The following is a 15,744-nucleotide window of genomic DNA, read 5'->3' on the forward strand; positions in this document are numbered from 1 at the left end:
AGACAGGTCCTATCCGAGGCCGAGTTTCTTGAACGACCTAGAGATCCAGGAGCCCTTGTTCTCGGTCGGTTCGAGTCCACCCGACTTTACAAGAGTGTAGGCGTCTTTGTACCACTTGCTGTCAGGAAAATTGTGGCCAAGCACGGCGGCGGCGGTCTGCGCCTCGCCGACGATGCCGATCGCCATATAGGCTTCGGTCAGCCGCGCCAGCGCCTCTTCGACGTGGCGGGTGGTCTGGTAGCGCGTCACCACGGTCTTGAAGCGGTTGATCGCGGCGGTGTAGTCGCGCTTGCTCATGTAATAGCGGCCGATATCCATCTCCTTGCCGGCGAGCTGGTCGCGGGCGCCTTCCAGCTTCTGCTTGGCGCTGGTGGCGTATTCGGAGGTCGGATATTTGCGGATCACCTCTTCGAGCGCCGCGATCGCCTTTTCGGTGCGGCCCTGGTCGCGCGAGATGTCCGGGATCTGGTCGTAATTCGACGCCGCGATCAGATACTGCGCATAGGCGGCATCCGGGCTGCCGGGATGCAGCGTGACGTAGCGGGTGGCGGCGCCGATGCAGCTGTCGTAATCGCCGGCCTGATAATAGGCGTAGGCCGACATCAGCAGCGATTTGCGCGCCCAATCCGAATACGGGTGCTGGCGGTCGACTTCCTCGAACTTCTTGGCGGCGCCCTTGGTGTCCTTGTCCTTGTTCATCAGGTACAAGCCCTCGTTGTAGAGCTTGTCCGCCGGCTCATCGACCATCTTGTCGTCTTTGGCCAGAAACTTGTCCCAGATTGCACCGGTGCCGCAGCCACCGAGCGGCAGCGACAGCGCCAGCAGGCTGAAGACCATCGGGAGGCCGCGCCGCAGGCGATCGAGCCTGCGCGAAGTTTCCCCGTTCCGCAGTCCGAGCGCGATCCGCTGTACCGACATCAATTCCAACCCGACCAAATGGAGAACGGTGTGCTCCGGCACCCGACCGAAGCCGCGACGGCCTTCAGCCATCTAGCTACGCCGGACGAAAATAGACGACCGCCGGCTGTTTAGCCGAAAAAGGCGACTTCACCAACCGGGTAAGCAGCCAATTCGCCGGGAATAAGGCGGCCGGCCCAATCGGTTAACCGGCGGCAACGATGTGGAAAAGCAGCGCGCGCCTGTTGCGTTCAGGACACGTCCGGGCCGTAGGCCGGAGCGACCATGCCGCCCACAAGACCGGTGACGGCTTCGGCGTGGCCGCGCACCGCGCGGCGGGCCGGCTCGGCTTCGATCACCCGCCAAGCGCTGCGATCGGCCAAAAGAGTGGTGAGTGCGGTGTGATTGAGCTTGTGACCGCCGCGAACCGAGCGATAGGCGCCGAGGATCGGCAGGCCGGCGAGCGCGAGGTCGCCGATCGCGTCCAGCGCCTTGTGGCGGGCGCATTCGTCGGAATAGCGCAGCCCTTCCGGATTCAGCAGCCGGTCTTCGTCGAACACCACCGAGTTCTCGAACGAGGCGCCGAGCGCGTAGCCCATCTTCCACAGCCGGGCGACGTCGCTCATCCGGCCGAAGGTGCGGGCGCGCGACACTTCGCGGCGGAACATCTCCGGCTCGACCGCGAGCGCATATTTCTGCTTGCCGATCTGCGGGTTGGTGAAGTCGATTTCGACTTCGACGCGGAAGCCCGACGCATAGGGGCGGAATTCGCCGAACGATTCGCCGATCGATGCGGAGACCGGCTTCAGAACCTGGAGATAACGGCGGGGAGCGGTCTGTTCGCGAAGGCCGGCCTGATCGATGGCGGCGACGAACGGGGCGGCGCTGCCGTCCATGATCGGAACTTCGGGACCGTCGACTTCGATCGTGGCGTTGTCGATGCCCATGCCGCGCAGCGCGGACAGAACGTGTTCGGCGGTGGAAACCAGCGGCCCGTCGCTGTCGCCGAGGACGGTCGCCAGCTCGGTGGCGACGACCGCCTTGGAGGTCGCCTTGATCTCGCGATCGGCGCCCTCAAGTCCAGTCCGTACAAAAAGAAAACCCGCATCGACATCTGCGGGTCCCAACGTCAGTGTCACAGGACGGCCCGAATGAACACCTACGCCCGTCACCGTGGCTTGCGAACGCAGCGTGGTTTGCCGGCTGAACTTCATAAGTAAATTGTCCCACTGACGCAGTGCGGAAATCGATCCGGTCCTGGCGGCCGGGCGACTCGCTCTGTGCGTCCCCAAGTCCGGATTGACCATAGCACTGCCCCAAATCGCGCCAACTCACGCTTTTTTACGGATTGTTACCCCAACTCCGCCGCATTACCGCCGCCCCGCGATCGAATTCGACATCAATCGTGATCGCAGCGGCTTTCACTCAATTTCGCCTAAAGTCGCAAATTGACGATATTTCAGTAACTTAAATCGCAGTGGCGAAAACCCGGGCTTGCCACAAAAAAGGGCCCCGGCGGTTCGCCGAGGCCCTGGGTTGTGTCAGATTTCAGTCATTGTTTCAGGTCGCCTGCCGCCGCAGGAAGGCGGGGATATCCAGATGGTCGTCACCCTGTGGCGCGGGGGCCACAGGTGCCGGGCGGCCGTGGATATCGAGGCCCTGCGGCGCCGCACGCTTGGCGTACTCAGACACCGGTTCTTTGCCCATCTGCTCGGCGACGCTGCGCTGCTGCCGACGCTCCGGCATCGGAGGCATCTGCGGCATCGCCGGGCCGTTGCCACGGGCGATCGGCTGTTCGGCCGGCTCGTCCTCGCGGCGGCCGAGGCCGTTGGCGAGTCGCTGCAGCAGCGACAGCCGATTCTTCTGCGGATGATCGTCCTCGGCGTCGCCGCGGGCCTGGCGGATTTCGTTCTGGGCCGGCACCGGCAGTTCGTCGAACCGCGGCATCCGCGGCGGGCGCATCGCGGCGCGGTCGGCGGCCGGCGGCACGAAGGCTTCCGGAGCGGTCGGCTCTTCGGCCACGACGCGCGACTGGTCCGGATCCGGGAACAGCGACGGCTTCTGCGGGATCGCGCGGACGGTGACGTCGCCATACGACGCCGGCTGCACCGGGGTCTCGGCCTGCGGCATCGGCTCGTTGCCGACCGCGGCGGCGATCGCGGCGAGCGCGGCGCGCTCGACATTGGCGGCCTGGCGCGGAGCGGGTTCGGCGGCAGCGGCGACCGGAGCAGCGGAGGCCTGAGCGGCGCGCATCGCGGCGGCTTCGGCGATCCGCTGATTGTCTGCCCGCAGCTTGGCTGTCAGCTCAGCCAAGCGGCTATCGTTTCCCACCGCACTCGTCGGCGCAGCCGCCGGGGTGCCGGCGTTGCGCGACAGCTGCGCCTGCTCGATGCCGGTGGCGACCACCGACACGCGGATGATGCCGTCGAGGCTCTCGTCGAAGGTGGCGCCGACGATGATGTTGGCGTCCTGATCGACCTCCTCGCGGATGCGGGTGGCAGCTTCGTCGACTTCGAACAGCGTCAGGTCCTTGCCGCCGGTGATCGAGATCAGCAGGCCGCGGGCGCCCTTCATCGAGGAATCGTCGATCAGCGGATTGGCGATCGCGGCTTCGGCGGCGGTCAGCGCGCGCTTCTCGCCGGAGGCCTCGCCGGTGCCCATCATCGCCTTGCCCATCTCGCGCATCACGGCGCGGACGTCGGCGAAGTCGAGGTTGATCAGCCCTTCCTTGACCATCAGGTCGGTGATGCAGGCGACGCCCGAATACAGCACCTGGTCGGCCATCGCGAACGCGTCGGCGAAGGTGGTCTTCTCGTTGGCAACCCGGAACAGGTTCTGGTTCGGGATGATCAGAAGAGTGTCGACGACCTTGTGCAGCTCGGTGATGCCGGTCTCGGCGGTGCGCATCCGGCGCGCACCTTCGAAGTGGAACGGCTTGGTGACGACGCCGACGGTCAGGATGCCCATCTCGCGCGCCGCCTTGGCGATCACCGGGGCTGCGCCGGTGCCGGTGCCGCCGCCCATGCCGGCGGTGACGAACACCATGTTGGCGCCCGTGAGATGGTCGCGGATTTCGTCGATCACTTCCTGCGCGGCGGCGGAACCGACGTCGGGCTGCGAGCCGGCGCCGAGACCCTGAGTCACTTGCGTGCCCATCTGGATCAGGCGCTGCGCCTTCGACATCGTCAACGCCTGCGCGTCGGTGTTGGCGACCACAAAATCAACGCCGTCGAGCCCGGCCGTGATCATGTTGTTGACCGCGTTGCCGCCGGCGCCACCGACGCCGAACACGGTGATCCGGGGCCGCAGCTCGCGAATATCCGGGACGTTGAGATTGATGGTCATGGTTGCCTCTCGATTACGCGCGCGTTGGTTCGTGAAGTCCCCGGCAAATGGCCTGGACGATCTGTGATGGCGGAAGGGGGCGGAAAAGAGTCATCAGAAGCCCTCGCGCAGCCAGCGGCCGACTTTGCCGAAGTAACCGGCATGGGCATCGGCCCGGATGTGGCGGGTATGGCGGGGCTCGATGTGCTCGAGATGGGCGTATTGCGGATACACCAAAAGACCGGTCGGAACCGCGAACGAACCGCTCTTGGCTTCGTTCGGCAGCCGGCTGACGCCGAGCGGCCGGCCGACCCGCACCGAACGGCCGAGGATCCGCGTCGCGAGCTCGGGAACGCCGGTGAGCTGCGACGCACCGCCGCTGAGCACCACCCTCGCCCGGGGCTCTGCCGCGAACGGCGAATCCGCCAGCCGGTCCCTGACCATTTCAAAAATCTCCTCGGCCCGATGCCGGATGATGTTCGCGATCGTGGCGCGGGAAATAACCTGCGGGGTGTCCCGCTCGTCCCCGGCGGCCGGAATCGACATCAACTCGCGCGCGTCGGAACCGCCAGTTAGCACCGTGCCATATAACGTCTTGATTCGCTCGGCATCCGCAATGCACGCGCCTAGTCCGCGCGCCAGATCCATCGTGATGTGATGCCCGCCGACCGCAAAACCGCCGGCGTGAACGAAGCGTCCGCCCGAATAGATCGCGATCGTCGTGGTACCAGCCCCCATCTCGATCAGCGCGGCGCCGAGATCGATCTCGTCGTCGGTGAGCATCGACAGGCCGGCGACGTAGGGGCTCGCCGCCATCGCCTCGACTTCGAGATGGCAGCGCTCGACCGCGAGCATCAGGTTCTTGGCGACGGTGGCGTCGGTGGTCACCACGTTCATGTCGACGCCGAACTGGCGCGCCACCATGCCGCGGGGATCGCGAATGCCTTTGACGCCGTCGAGCGTGTAGCCGACCGGCAGCGCGTGCAGCACGGCGCGGCCGATGCCGGTGGCGTGGTGCATGCCGGTCGAGGTGACGCGGCTAATGTCTTCGGCGGTGACGGCCCCGCCCCTGATATCGGAGGCGGCCTCGATCAGTTGGCCCTGCAGCCGACCGGCGGAAACCGACAGCAGCACCGACTCCACCCGCACCTTGGCCATCCGCTCGGCCAGCGCCACGGCATGGCGGATCGCCTTTTCGCATTCGGCCATATCGACCACGGCGCCGGCCTTGACGCCGCGCGACTGGATCTGGCTGTAGCCGACGAGTTCGATGGCGTGAGTGCGGCCGCGCAGCGCCTCCTGCGGCGGGCACGGCTTCAGCCGAGCGATCATGCAGGCGATCTTGCTGGTGCCGATGTCGAGCGACGCCACCATCGCTGTGCGATGCGGCGATATCGGCCGGGTCTTCGGGGTCTGTGTGCGATCGAAGACGGTCACGCGTCACCAGCCTTCTTCTTGGACTTCTTGTCTTTGCTGAACTGTTCTTCGCGGGCCTTGAAGGCGGCGTCCGACAGCCGCACCGTCAGCCTGTCCGGCAGCCGCATGTCGATCGCGGTGATGTCGCGCGAGAACAGCTTGTCGTCCTGATCGAGCTTGCTGAGCATCGTCAGCGCATTGCCGACATCGTGCTCCGGCATCCGGATGACGAGGCCGCTGGTGAGCCAGACGTTCCAGCGCCGCTCGCCGACCAGAGCGACGGCGCGGGTCTGCGACCACACCTGCGGATAGCGCTGGAGCAGCGCGATGAAATCCTTGGCGCGCTCGCCGGCGCCCTTGCCGACCACCAGCGGCAGCGACAGGAAGCGCCGCGCCACATAGGGTTCGAGCACCGCACCATCGTCGGCGATCACCGACATATGGCCGTCGAGCTGCCAGCGCGCGAACGCCTTGCGCTCGACGATGTCGATCTGCAGTTCGCCCGGATAGAATTTCAGCACGGTGGCGTCCGCGATCCACGGATTGGCCTTCAGCTTGTCGCGCACCGCGGCGGCGTCGAGAAACAGCAGCGAAGACCGGCCGGTGATGCCGCCGATCGCCAAAATCTCGTCCTGGGTCAGTTGTTTGCGACCGGCGATCGCCACCTGGGTGATCCGGAAGCCGGCGAGATTGGCGGCGGCGTTGCGGGTATCGTCGAGCGCCTCGATGAATTCATCGACATGGCCGCCTTTGACGATGCCCATGCCGGCGCTGCCGAGCAGGATCAGCGCGGTGAAGGCGACGCCGACCCGACGCGGCAGCCAGCGCTCCAGCGCGGCGATCACACCACGCTGCGGCTCCGGCCGCGCCAAAGGCTGCGGCTGCGCCTGCTTCTTGCGCGAACGGCGTTCGCGCAGCAGCGCAGCCACCGCCAGGGCGACCGCCTTCAGGTCAGACTGAAGCCTCGACAGTCTTGACGACCGGGCGAGGCGCCCTCCACCGTCCATTGCAAGAGCTCGTTACACGTTGCGCCCGCGCCTACTCCGGGCAATCGCGCAAGTGACGTCTCGGTGGTTCCGGACCCGACTACGGGCCGGACCGTCTGTTGCAATGTGAGACCGAAACGGAAAAAACTGCTCCGCCCGGCTTACGCCACGACAGCCGAGCGCCAGGATGCGCCGCCAGCGTTAACCTTCGGCCCTCCTGGTAAACAAATCGTAAAGCAGGCCTGCGCAGAACCGAATTTGTTGCGTCCTGAGAAGGATTTGCGGCGAAATGGCGGCTTTTCTGACACCCCTTCTGGAGGGAACCGGCAGGGTCCGTTCAGTTCCGCACGGCGCGTTCGGCGAGCACGATTTGGCCGACCAGGAAGTCGACGAACGGGATCCCTTGCGCGTTCAACGCCTTGGGATAGAGCGAGGCCTTGGTCAGGCCGGGCAGCGTGTTGGTCTCCAGGAAAATCGGACCGTCCTTGCCGACGATGAAGTCCGATCGCGAGTAGCCGCGGCACGACATCACCCGATGCGCCCGCACCGCATAATCCATGATCGCCGCCGCAACCTCGGGGGCGAACCGGCCGGGGCAGATCTCCTGGGTCGACTTGGCGAGATATTTCGCCGTGTAGTCGAAGCCGCCGTCCGCCGGCACGATCTCGATCGGCGGCAGCGCGCGCAGCGAACCATCCTCGGCCTCGAGCACTCCGCAGGTCGCCTCGATGCCGGCGACGAACGGCTCGATCAGGTAGTCCTCGGTCTTGGCGGCGTTGCGCACCGCGACCAGATCCTGCTTGGCGTTGATGAAGAATAGGCCGTAGCTCGAACCGTCGCGGGTCGGCTTGGCGATCAACCGGCCATGCGCTTCGAGCGCAGCTTCGGCATCGGCGAGCGATATGCCGGTCACGGTGCGAACGCCGGCGATCGCGGCGAAGCGCTTGGCGGCGACTTTGTCGAAGGCAAGATGCGACGCCGCGGCACCCGAGCCGGTGAACGGCACGCGGCGCAGTTCGCACATCGCCTGCAGTTCGCCGTTCTCGGCGACACCGCCGTGCAGGCCGAGAACCAGCAGGCGTTGCTCCGCGGCGGCGCGGTCGAGCGCGGCTTCGAGCACACCGATCACTTCACCGTCCGGCACGAACGCCTCTTCGAACGGGCGCGCATGCGCGAGCAGTGCCTGGGCCGACACGGCATGGACGCGGTCGTCGTCGTTCCAGAACCACAGATCGGCATCCGGCAGCGCGCCGTGCAGCGCCTGCGCCGAGGCGGCAGACACCAGCCGCTCCTTGCTGGTGCCGCCGAACAGAATGGTGTGTCGCATGGTCGATCCGCCGCGCGGTCCCTGCTGAAGTCGAAGAAAGATGCGCCCCGCGGGCCGTCGCGCGGCGCCATTTTGCCGATTTGGACGATTCGGAGAAGCGGCGTTACGTCGGCGCGGCGGCACGCCGCAGACAGACCAGCCCCCAGATCAGCAGAGCGATCAGCGCCGGCGTTGCGAGACCGATCACCCGCAGTGGTTGCCAGATTCCGCCCTCGGTGGCGATCATGCCGAACCACATCACGCCCCCCCAGGCGACCAGCGCCGGCACCACATCGACCCGCCCCGTTCGCCGCCACGTCTCGAACTGCACCACTGCGACCAGCGGCGCCGCGAAGGCGACGTAGTTCGGTTGCGACACCGACAGCATCACCGGGAGCGCCGCGGCCAGGATCGCGCCACCGATCAGCAGCGCTTCGGCCGGCTGCGGTTGCGGGCCATTGAGACGCCAGAACCGGCCGTGGCCGATCCACACCAGCGCGATCAGAAAGACCGCATCGAATCCGAGTTGCCCGGCGGTTGCGAAGCGCGGCAGCGTGTCGGTCGCCGGCAGGCCGCCGGCCGCGATCCGCGCCAGCATCGCGCCGATGCTGAGCATGTCGTAGGAGGTGAAGGTGATCTCGTCGGCGATCTTCGGATTCGGCACGCCGGTCATGATGCCGCTGAGATGCTCGGTCCACATCGCGCTATACAGCGTCACCACTTCGGACGGCCCCAGGCACAGCGCCGGGACCACGAACAGGAACACCGCGCTGAAGCCCAAGGTGGCGAGCACGGTGCGGAGATCGCCGCGCAGCACCGGGAAGATCAGCAGCGCCAGCGGAAACAGCTTGATGGTGAAGCCGATCGCCAGCGCGCAGGCGGCCATGTAGATCCGGCCGCGGACATACAGCACCAGAAACGCCACCATCGTCAGCAGCACCAGCGCGCTCAATTGTCCGCGCCCGAGGCCATCGCCGAAGAACGGCAACAGCGCCAATAATGGCCCGATCCGCAACAGCCACCACCCGTTCCAGCCACCCTGATCGAGCGGCTGCGGCGCGAAGCGCTGCAATCCCTTGGCCCACAGATCCAGCGCCGCGAGCATCGCAATCGCGCTGATTACGTACCAAACGCCGACCGAGACCGGCAGCGACAGCGCCCAGTTCGGCTTCGCGAAGCCCTCGAGCGGATAGGCGAACAGCCCCATCAGCAATGCGAAGGTAGGCGGATAGTGATAGGTCCAGCCGTGATGATCCGCGACTTGATACAACGGATATCCGGTCCACACCGCCCAGCCGGCGCGGAAGAACACCTGAACGTCGCCGAAGCCCTGCATGGCAGAACGTCGCACGACGATCGGAAGATAGACGCACAGCGCCGCTGCAACCACGACGATCAGCACGATTTCGTAGCGGCTGAGAGCCCGCCAGCGGGGCGCGAATTGCGGTTGCAAGGCGGGATGCTCCAACTCTGTCCAGCATAGGTGTGGCAGCCGCGTCGGGCGGAACCGTGACGCGCCACCTCCGATACGCGCAGAGCAGCCAAACCCTTCGCGCCGTCCCGATGGACGATAGCGACGAAAACCGCCATGGTTCGGCCGAAACTAGACGAATGTCGTACGCGCATTCGTGCGGCGGGCGGCGAATCTGTTTCATTGCGTTGCGCCGAAATAAAGAGAGACAAATGATTCAGGATTGGCTCGACCTCCCGCCGTTCGGCACGTTCGCGACGCTGGCACTGCTGTATTACGGCGTCGCCGCCGCGCTGGTCGCCGTGGTCTTTGCCTCGCCGCTCAGCGGATCGATCGCGAGATTCCAGGGGGTGGTCGCGCCGTTCTTTTCGTCGGTGGCGGTGTTGTTCGGCCTGCTGACCGGCTTCCTCGGCTACGATGTCGCCGAACGGAACCGGCAGGCGACACGTGCGGTGCAGACCGAGGCCGGCGAACTGCAGAACGTCTACACCCTCAGCATCGCCGCAGCGTCGGACATGCGCAATATTCGCATCGCGCTGAAGGACTATGTCAGTTCGGTGCTGAAGAACGAATGGCCGACGGTGAACGGCGTCGCCGCGCCAGCAACCAGCACCGCCTTCGACAAGATGCTCGGCGAAATCAGCGCGCCGGCCATCACCCGCGATTCCGGCGCGGCGGTCCACGTCGCACTGCTCAGTTCGGCGGTGAGAGTCGGCACCGCACGGAATACCCGGATCAGCCTGTCGACCGACCGCACCAGCGATCTGAAATGGATCTCGGTGCTGATCCTCGGCGTCGTCACCCAGATCGCACTCGCGCTGGTACATCTCGACAAGCAGCGGCCGATGATCGCGGCGCTGTCGGTGTTCGCCACCGGAGCGATCGTCGCGCTCGGTCTGATCGCGCTGCAGGAAGACCCATTCAGCGGCGTCTTCCGGGTATCACCGCTGCCGCTCGAACACGTGCTGTCGTTGCCGGATACGCCTGAACTGCCGCCCGGCCCGCCGCCGAAGTAACAACCTGGTCAGCCCTGCCCGGGCGCGACGCCGATCCGCTTGATTTCCCACTGCAGCTCGACGCCGGACTGCGCCTTGACGCGGGCGCGGACGGTTTCGCCGAGTGTTTCGATGTCGGAAGCGGTCGCATCGCCGGTGTTGATCAGGAAATTGCAGTGCATCTCCGACACCTGCGCGCCGCCGATGCGCAAGCCGCGGCAGCCCGCGGCGTCGATCAGTCGCCACGCGCTGTGGCCGGGCGGGTTCTTGAAGGTCGAGCCGCCGGTCTTCTCGCGGATCGGCTGCGCCAATTCGCGATGCGCCTGCACCTCGTTCATCTTGGCGCGGATGTGATCCGGCGTCGCGGGCGTGCCGCGCAGCCGCGCGGAGGTGAAGATCAGCGCAGGATCGGCGCCGCTGTGGCGATACGAGAACTGCATCGCGGCGTTGTCGAACAGCCGGCGCGTGCCGCTGCGATCATAGGCGGCGGCCTCGATCAGCACGTCCTTGGTCTCGCGGCCGTTGGCGCCGGCATTCATCCGTAACGCGCCGCCGATCGAGCCTGGAATGCCGTAGTAGAATTCAAGTCCGCCAAGCTGCGCCGCCGCCGCGGTCTCGGCGACGCGCTTGTCGAGCGCAGCGGCGCCGGCGTGGACCACTTCACCCTCGACCCGGTGCTCGCCGAAGCCGCGCGGCGACAGCCGGATCGCGACCCCCGGCAAACCGCCATCGCGCACGATCAGGTTGGAGCCGAGCCCCAGACACAGCACCGGAATCTCGGCCGACAGCCGCGACAGGAAGTAACCGAGATCGTCCTCGTCGGCCGGCGTGAACAGCACCTGCGCCGGCCCACCGACACGAAACCAGGTGAGCGGCGCCAGCGGCTCGTTGCCGAGCAACCGCCCGCGCAGCTCCGGCATCGCGGCTTTCAGCTCCGGGGTGATGTCGGGGAAGTTCAGTACAGCCAAGAACGATACTCCGGGTTCTGATCCTTCATGTCCTCGAACAGCCACACCATGCGATCGACGAACCAGGTCTTCGCGAGAATGACGACGATCATGCCGAGCAGCGTGACGGCGAGATCGAGCACGATCAGGCCCCAGGCCAGCACCGGCAGGCCGCACATCGAAATGCCCGCGGCTACGCCGGGCACGATACGATGCCGCTCCGGAATCTCGTCGCGCTTCAGCCCGACCCAGATCCGCTCGCCGAGCACCGCTTTCGAGGCCCAGCTATCGGTCGAAGCCGGCGGCGGAAACGCGCGCGGATTATAGGCGAGCCACGCGATCGAGAGTCCGACCGGCAGCAGCGACCACCAGCCGATCCAGTCCCGGCTCCAGACCGCGAGGATCAACAGCGGAAACGCGGCGTAGCGGGTCCATACGCTCCACGGATTGGCGTGCCGTTTCCAGGTGTCGTCGCTCAGGACCGCCATCGGCGCCTCGTGTCGCGTCAGCCGCCCAGCGCCTTCAATTCGCCGGGCAGCGCGTAAGCCCATTGGGTGATGTTGCCGGCGCCTAAGCAGACGACGTAGTCGCCGCTGTGCGCGAGGCCGGCGACGACGCCGGCGAGCGAAGCGGAATCCTGCAGCGGATGGACTTCGCGATGGCCGTGGGCGCGCAGGCCGAGCACGAAGTGATCGCGGTCGACGCCTTCGATCGGCGCTTCGCCGGCCGGATAGACGTCGGCGACGATCACCGCATCGGCATCGTTGAAGCAGGTGCAAAATTCTTCGAACAGCGACTGCAGCCGGGTGAAGCGATGCGGCTGCACCACGGCGATCACCTTGCCCGAGGTCGATTGCCGCGCCGCCTTCAGCACCGCGGCGATCTCGACCGGGTGGTGGCCGTAGTCGTCGATGATGGTGACGCCGTTCCAGTCGCCGGTCTTGGTGAAGCGGCGGCGCACCCCGCCGAACGCCGCGAGCGCCTTACGGATGGTCTCATCGGAGAGCCCCAGTTCGTGCGCCACGGCGATCGCCGCGGTGGCGTTGAGCGCGTTGTGACGGCCGGGCATCGGCAGCTTGAGATCGGCGATCTCGTGCGCGGTGCCGGCCTTGCGATCGCGGAACGCGACCTTGAAGCTGGAGCCGCCGCCCGACGGCGTCAGGTCGAGCAGCCGCGCGTCGGCCTGCGGGTTCTCGCCGTAAGTAATGATGCGGCGGTCTTCGATCTTGCCGACCAGCGTCTGCACCACCGGATGATCGATGCACATCACCGCGAAGCCGTAGAACGGCACGTTCTCGACGAAGTTGCGGAATGCGTCCTGCACCGCGTCGAAGGTCTTGAAGTGATCGAGATGCTCGGGATCGACGTTGGTGACGATTGCCACATCCGCCGGCAGCTTCAGGAAGGTGCCGTCGCTCTCGTCGGCCTCGACCACCATCCAGTCGCCGGCTCCAAGCCGCGCATTGGTGCCGTAGGCGTTGATGATGCCGCCGTTGATCACGGTCGGATCGAGCTCGCCGGCGTCGAGCAGCGCCGCCACCATCGAGGTCGTGGTGGTCTTGCCGTGGGTGCCGGCGATCGCGACGCAGCTCTTCAGCCGCATCAGCTCGGCCAGCATTTCGGCGCGGCGCACCACCGGAATGCGCTGGGCGCGTGCCGCCAGCAGTTCCGGATTGTCGCGCTTGATCGCGGTCGACACCACCAGCACGTCGGCGCCCTTGATGTTGTCGGCCTGGTGGCCGACGTGAATCTGGATGCCCTTCTCGCGCAGCCGGTTGACGTTGGCGCTTTCGGAGGCGTCGGAGCCCTGCACGGTGTAGCCGAGATTGCACAGCACCTCGGCGATGCCGCTCATGCCGATACCGCCGATCCCGACGAAGTGGATGGGTCCGATCTCGCGCGGCAATCTCATGGGGAGGGTCTCTATCGTTGCTGGTCATACGCGGGATTGTCCCGGGCATTCCCGATTCAAGGTCACTTCATGCAAGACGGGGATGGCCGGTACAAGTCCGGCAAATGCGCCGCTGGGACGTTTTCCTTGGCCGGAGCTAGACCTGGGCGACGCGGCCGACCACGTCGGCGAGCCGCTCGGCCGCATCCAGACGGCCGATTTGGCGGGCGGACGTGGCCATTTGAGCCAATTTGGCCGGATCGGCGGCCAGCGCGGTGATCTCGGCCGCGAGCCGGTCCGGGGTAAAATCCGGTTGAACGATACGGATCGCGCCCCCGGCCGCGGTCAGCACGCCGGCATTGGCGAACTGGTCCTGGTCGAGCGCGCCCGGCAGCGGCACCAGGATGCCGGGGCGGCCGATCGCGGCGAGTTCGGCGACGGTGCCGGCCCCGGAGCGCGACACCACCAGCTGGCTCGCCGCCAGCCGCTGCGGCAGATCGGTGAAAAACGGCGCCAGCTCGCAGCTCAATTGCAGCCGGGCGTACACCGCGCGAACCCGGTCCATGTCCTCGTCCCGCACCTGCTGGGTCAGCACCAGCCGCTGTAGCAGCGCCGGGTCGAGCTTCTCCAGCGCCGGCGGCACGATATCGGCCATCACCCGGGCGCCCTGGCTGCCGCCGAACACCAGCACCCGCAACGGGCCGCCGGCGGCCGGCGAGTCGTAGGCGACGGTCGCGGCATCGGCGACCGCTGGACGGATTGGGTTACCGGTGTTGCTGATCTTGGCCGCCAGGGCCGGCCATGCGGTCTCGTGGCCGGGAAAGCCGGTGGCGATCGCATCGACCCGCGGCGCCAGGAAGCGATTGGCGCGGCCCATTACCGCGTTCTGTTCGTGGATCAGCGTCGGCACGCGGCGCCAGGTCGCCGCCAGCAGCGGCGGCAACGTCGGATAGCCGCCGAAACCGACCACCGCAGCCGGCTTCAGCCGCCCGATCAGATTGAACGCCAGCACCGCGCCCGAGCCGAGCTTGAGCGCGGTCTTCGCCAGCGCCCATGGCGTCCTGCCCCGCACCGTTTCGCTCGGCACCACGTCGGTCATCTCGGCGGAGAACAGCCCGCTGTAGCGGGTGGCGCGATGATCGGTGACCAGGCGGACGCGATAGCCGCGCCGGATCAGCACCACGCCGAGCGCTTCGGCCGGGAACAGGTGCCCGCCGGTGCCGCCGGCGGCGAGCAGGATCAAGGGTGCATCTGTCATGATCTCAAGCGTAGCTTCCCGCCGCCTCGATCGCATTGACCTCGGTCTTGGGCCGCTGCCGCGTCAACGCCAGCATCATGCCGACGCCGTAAGCCAGCGACACCATCGACGAGCCGCCATAGGAGATGAACGGCAGCGTCATGCCCTTGGCCGGGATCAGTTGCAGGTTCACCGACATGTTGATCGCGGCCTGGATGCCGAACAGGATCGCCAGCCCGGAAGCGGCGAAGCGCGAGAACAGATCCTCGCTGCGATAGGCCCGCGACAGCGTCCGCAGCACGATGAAGGCGAACAGCGCCAGCAGCGCCAGGCACAGCACGATGCCGAATTCCTCGCCGGCGACCGCGAACACGAAGTCGGTGTGGCTGTCCGGCAGGCTGCGCTTGGCGATGCCCTCGCCCGGCCCGAGGCCGAACCAGCCGCCATTGCTGAACGCCTCGCTCGCCATGTCGACCTGGAACGTGTCGCCGGAGGCCGGGTTCATGAACCGCTTGATGCGGCCGGCGACGTGCGGCACCAGCAAGTAAGCGGCGAACAAGCCGCCCGCCGCGGTGGCGCCGAGCCCGAATACCCAGATCACCCGCATGCCGGCGATGAAGAACAGCGCGCCCCACACCATGGTGATCAGCATGGTCTGGCCGAAATCCGGCTCCATCACCAGCAGCGACACCAGCGTCAGCAGCAGCATCATCGCCATCGAGGTCGCCGGCATCTCCGGCCGCCGCGCCGCTTCCGAGAACAGCCAGGCGGCGAGAATGACGAACGACGGCTTGGCGATTTCCGAGGCCTGGATGTTGACGCCGACCAGCGTGATCCAGCGCCGCGCGCCCTTCACTTCCGGCCCGATCAGCAGCGTGGCGACGATCAACGCGACCGACAGCGCGAACACGACCAGCGCCGAGCGCCGGATCTGCCGCGGCGACAAAAACGACACGCCGATCAGCACCACGATCGACGGAAACAGGAACAAGACGTGGCGGTTGAAGAAGTGGAACGGGTCGAGCCCGATCCGGGTCGCGACCGGCGGCGATGCCGCCAGCGACAGGATCACGCCCGCCAGCATCAGCGCGATCAGCGCCACCAGCAGCACGCGGTCGACGGTCCACCACCATTCGCTGAATGGGGTGCGTTGGTCACGGGAGATCATCGGCGATCCTGGGTAAACAGACCGCCCATTGGTGCGCTCGCGTGGTTGCCACGCGGTTAATGCTTTGAGGCGGAATTGAGATGTGAACGACGGACCCGTTCCCATC

General features: G+C 66.6%; 13 protein-coding genes. 1 reads left to right on the plus strand and 12 read right to left on the minus strand.

The window, feature by feature from the left end:
- Nucleotides 1–9 precede the first annotated feature (9 nt).
- From DNX69_RS22815 to DNX69_RS22850, 7 genes are all read right to left on the minus strand, one after another.
- A complete protein-coding gene (locus DNX69_RS22815; RefSeq protein WP_110788352.1) occupies nucleotides 10–918 on the minus strand; it encodes an outer membrane protein assembly factor BamD in 909 nt (302 codons plus the stop codon).
- Between the two features lie 230 nt (nucleotides 919–1,148).
- Nucleotides 1,149–2,111: a UDP-3-O-acyl-N-acetylglucosamine deacetylase gene (gene lpxC / locus DNX69_RS22820; RefSeq protein WP_110788304.1), complete on the minus strand. Its 963-nt coding sequence runs from the start codon at nucleotides 2,109–2,111 to the stop codon at nucleotides 1,149–1,151.
- A gap of 346 nt (nucleotides 2,112–2,457) precedes the next feature.
- Nucleotides 2,458–4,242 carry a cell division protein FtsZ gene (gene ftsZ, locus DNX69_RS22825; RefSeq protein WP_110788305.1) on the minus strand — a complete coding sequence of 595 codons (1,785 nt, stop codon included), beginning with the start codon at nucleotides 4,240–4,242 and terminating at the stop codon, nucleotides 2,458–2,460.
- Between the two features lie 93 nt (nucleotides 4,243–4,335).
- Nucleotides 4,336–5,658, minus strand: a complete 1,323-nt coding sequence (gene ftsA / locus DNX69_RS22830; protein WP_110788306.1) for a cell division protein FtsA — start codon at nucleotides 5,656–5,658, stop codon at nucleotides 4,336–4,338.
- Nucleotides 5,655–6,644 carry a cell division protein FtsQ/DivIB gene (locus DNX69_RS22835; protein WP_110788307.1) on the minus strand — a complete coding sequence of 330 codons (990 nt, stop codon included), beginning with the start codon at nucleotides 6,642–6,644 and terminating at the stop codon, nucleotides 5,655–5,657. The genes ftsA and DNX69_RS22835 overlap by 4 nt, the downstream gene beginning before the upstream one ends.
- A 316-nt stretch (nucleotides 6,645–6,960) precedes the next feature.
- On the minus strand, nucleotides 6,961–7,950 hold the full coding sequence (locus tag DNX69_RS22845) for a D-alanine--D-alanine ligase family protein (protein WP_110788308.1): 990 nt from the start codon (nucleotides 7,948–7,950) through the stop codon (nucleotides 6,961–6,963).
- Between the two features lie 103 nt (nucleotides 7,951–8,053).
- Entirely contained in the window at nucleotides 8,054–9,382 is a 1,329-nt protein-coding gene (locus DNX69_RS22850; protein WP_110788309.1) for a glycosyltransferase family 87 protein, read from the minus strand.
- 230 nt (nucleotides 9,383–9,612) lie between these two features.
- Here DNX69_RS22850 and DNX69_RS22855 point away from each other — a divergent pair, with 230 nt between their 5' ends.
- Nucleotides 9,613–10,416, plus strand: coding sequence for a DUF4239 domain-containing protein (locus DNX69_RS22855; RefSeq protein WP_110788310.1), 804 nt, complete (start codon nucleotides 9,613–9,615; stop codon nucleotides 10,414–10,416).
- Nucleotides 10,417–10,424: 8 nt separating this feature from the next.
- On the opposite strand, the gene murB is transcribed toward DNX69_RS22855, so the two are convergent.
- From murB to ftsW, 5 genes are all read right to left on the minus strand, one after another.
- Nucleotides 10,425–11,354, minus strand: coding sequence for a UDP-N-acetylmuramate dehydrogenase (gene murB, locus DNX69_RS22860; RefSeq protein ID WP_110788353.1), 930 nt, complete (start codon nucleotides 11,352–11,354; stop codon nucleotides 10,425–10,427).
- Nucleotides 11,351–11,830, minus strand: a complete 480-nt coding sequence (locus DNX69_RS22865) for a DUF6653 family protein (RefSeq protein WP_110788311.1) — start codon at nucleotides 11,828–11,830, stop codon at nucleotides 11,351–11,353. Before DNX69_RS22865 ends, murB begins: the two co-directional genes overlap by 4 nt.
- A gap of 17 nt (nucleotides 11,831–11,847) precedes the next feature.
- Nucleotides 11,848–13,254, minus strand: a complete 1,407-nt coding sequence (murC, locus tag DNX69_RS22870) for a UDP-N-acetylmuramate--L-alanine ligase (protein WP_110788312.1) — start codon at nucleotides 13,252–13,254, stop codon at nucleotides 11,848–11,850.
- Between the two features lie 136 nt (nucleotides 13,255–13,390).
- Entirely contained in the window at nucleotides 13,391–14,491 is a 1,101-nt protein-coding gene (gene murG / locus DNX69_RS22875; protein WP_110788313.1) for an undecaprenyldiphospho-muramoylpentapeptide beta-N-acetylglucosaminyltransferase, read from the minus strand.
- A 4-nt stretch (nucleotides 14,492–14,495) separates the two neighbouring features.
- Complete coding sequence (gene ftsW, locus DNX69_RS22880) at nucleotides 14,496–15,638, minus strand: putative lipid II flippase FtsW (protein WP_110788314.1); 1,143 nt, start codon at nucleotides 15,636–15,638, stop codon at nucleotides 14,496–14,498.
- Nucleotides 15,639–15,744: the final 106 nt, after the last annotated feature.

The sequence above is a fragment of the Rhodopseudomonas palustris genome (assembly GCF_003226555.1).
Classification (GTDB): Bacteria; Pseudomonadota; Alphaproteobacteria; order Rhizobiales; family Xanthobacteraceae; genus Rhodopseudomonas; species Rhodopseudomonas palustris_I.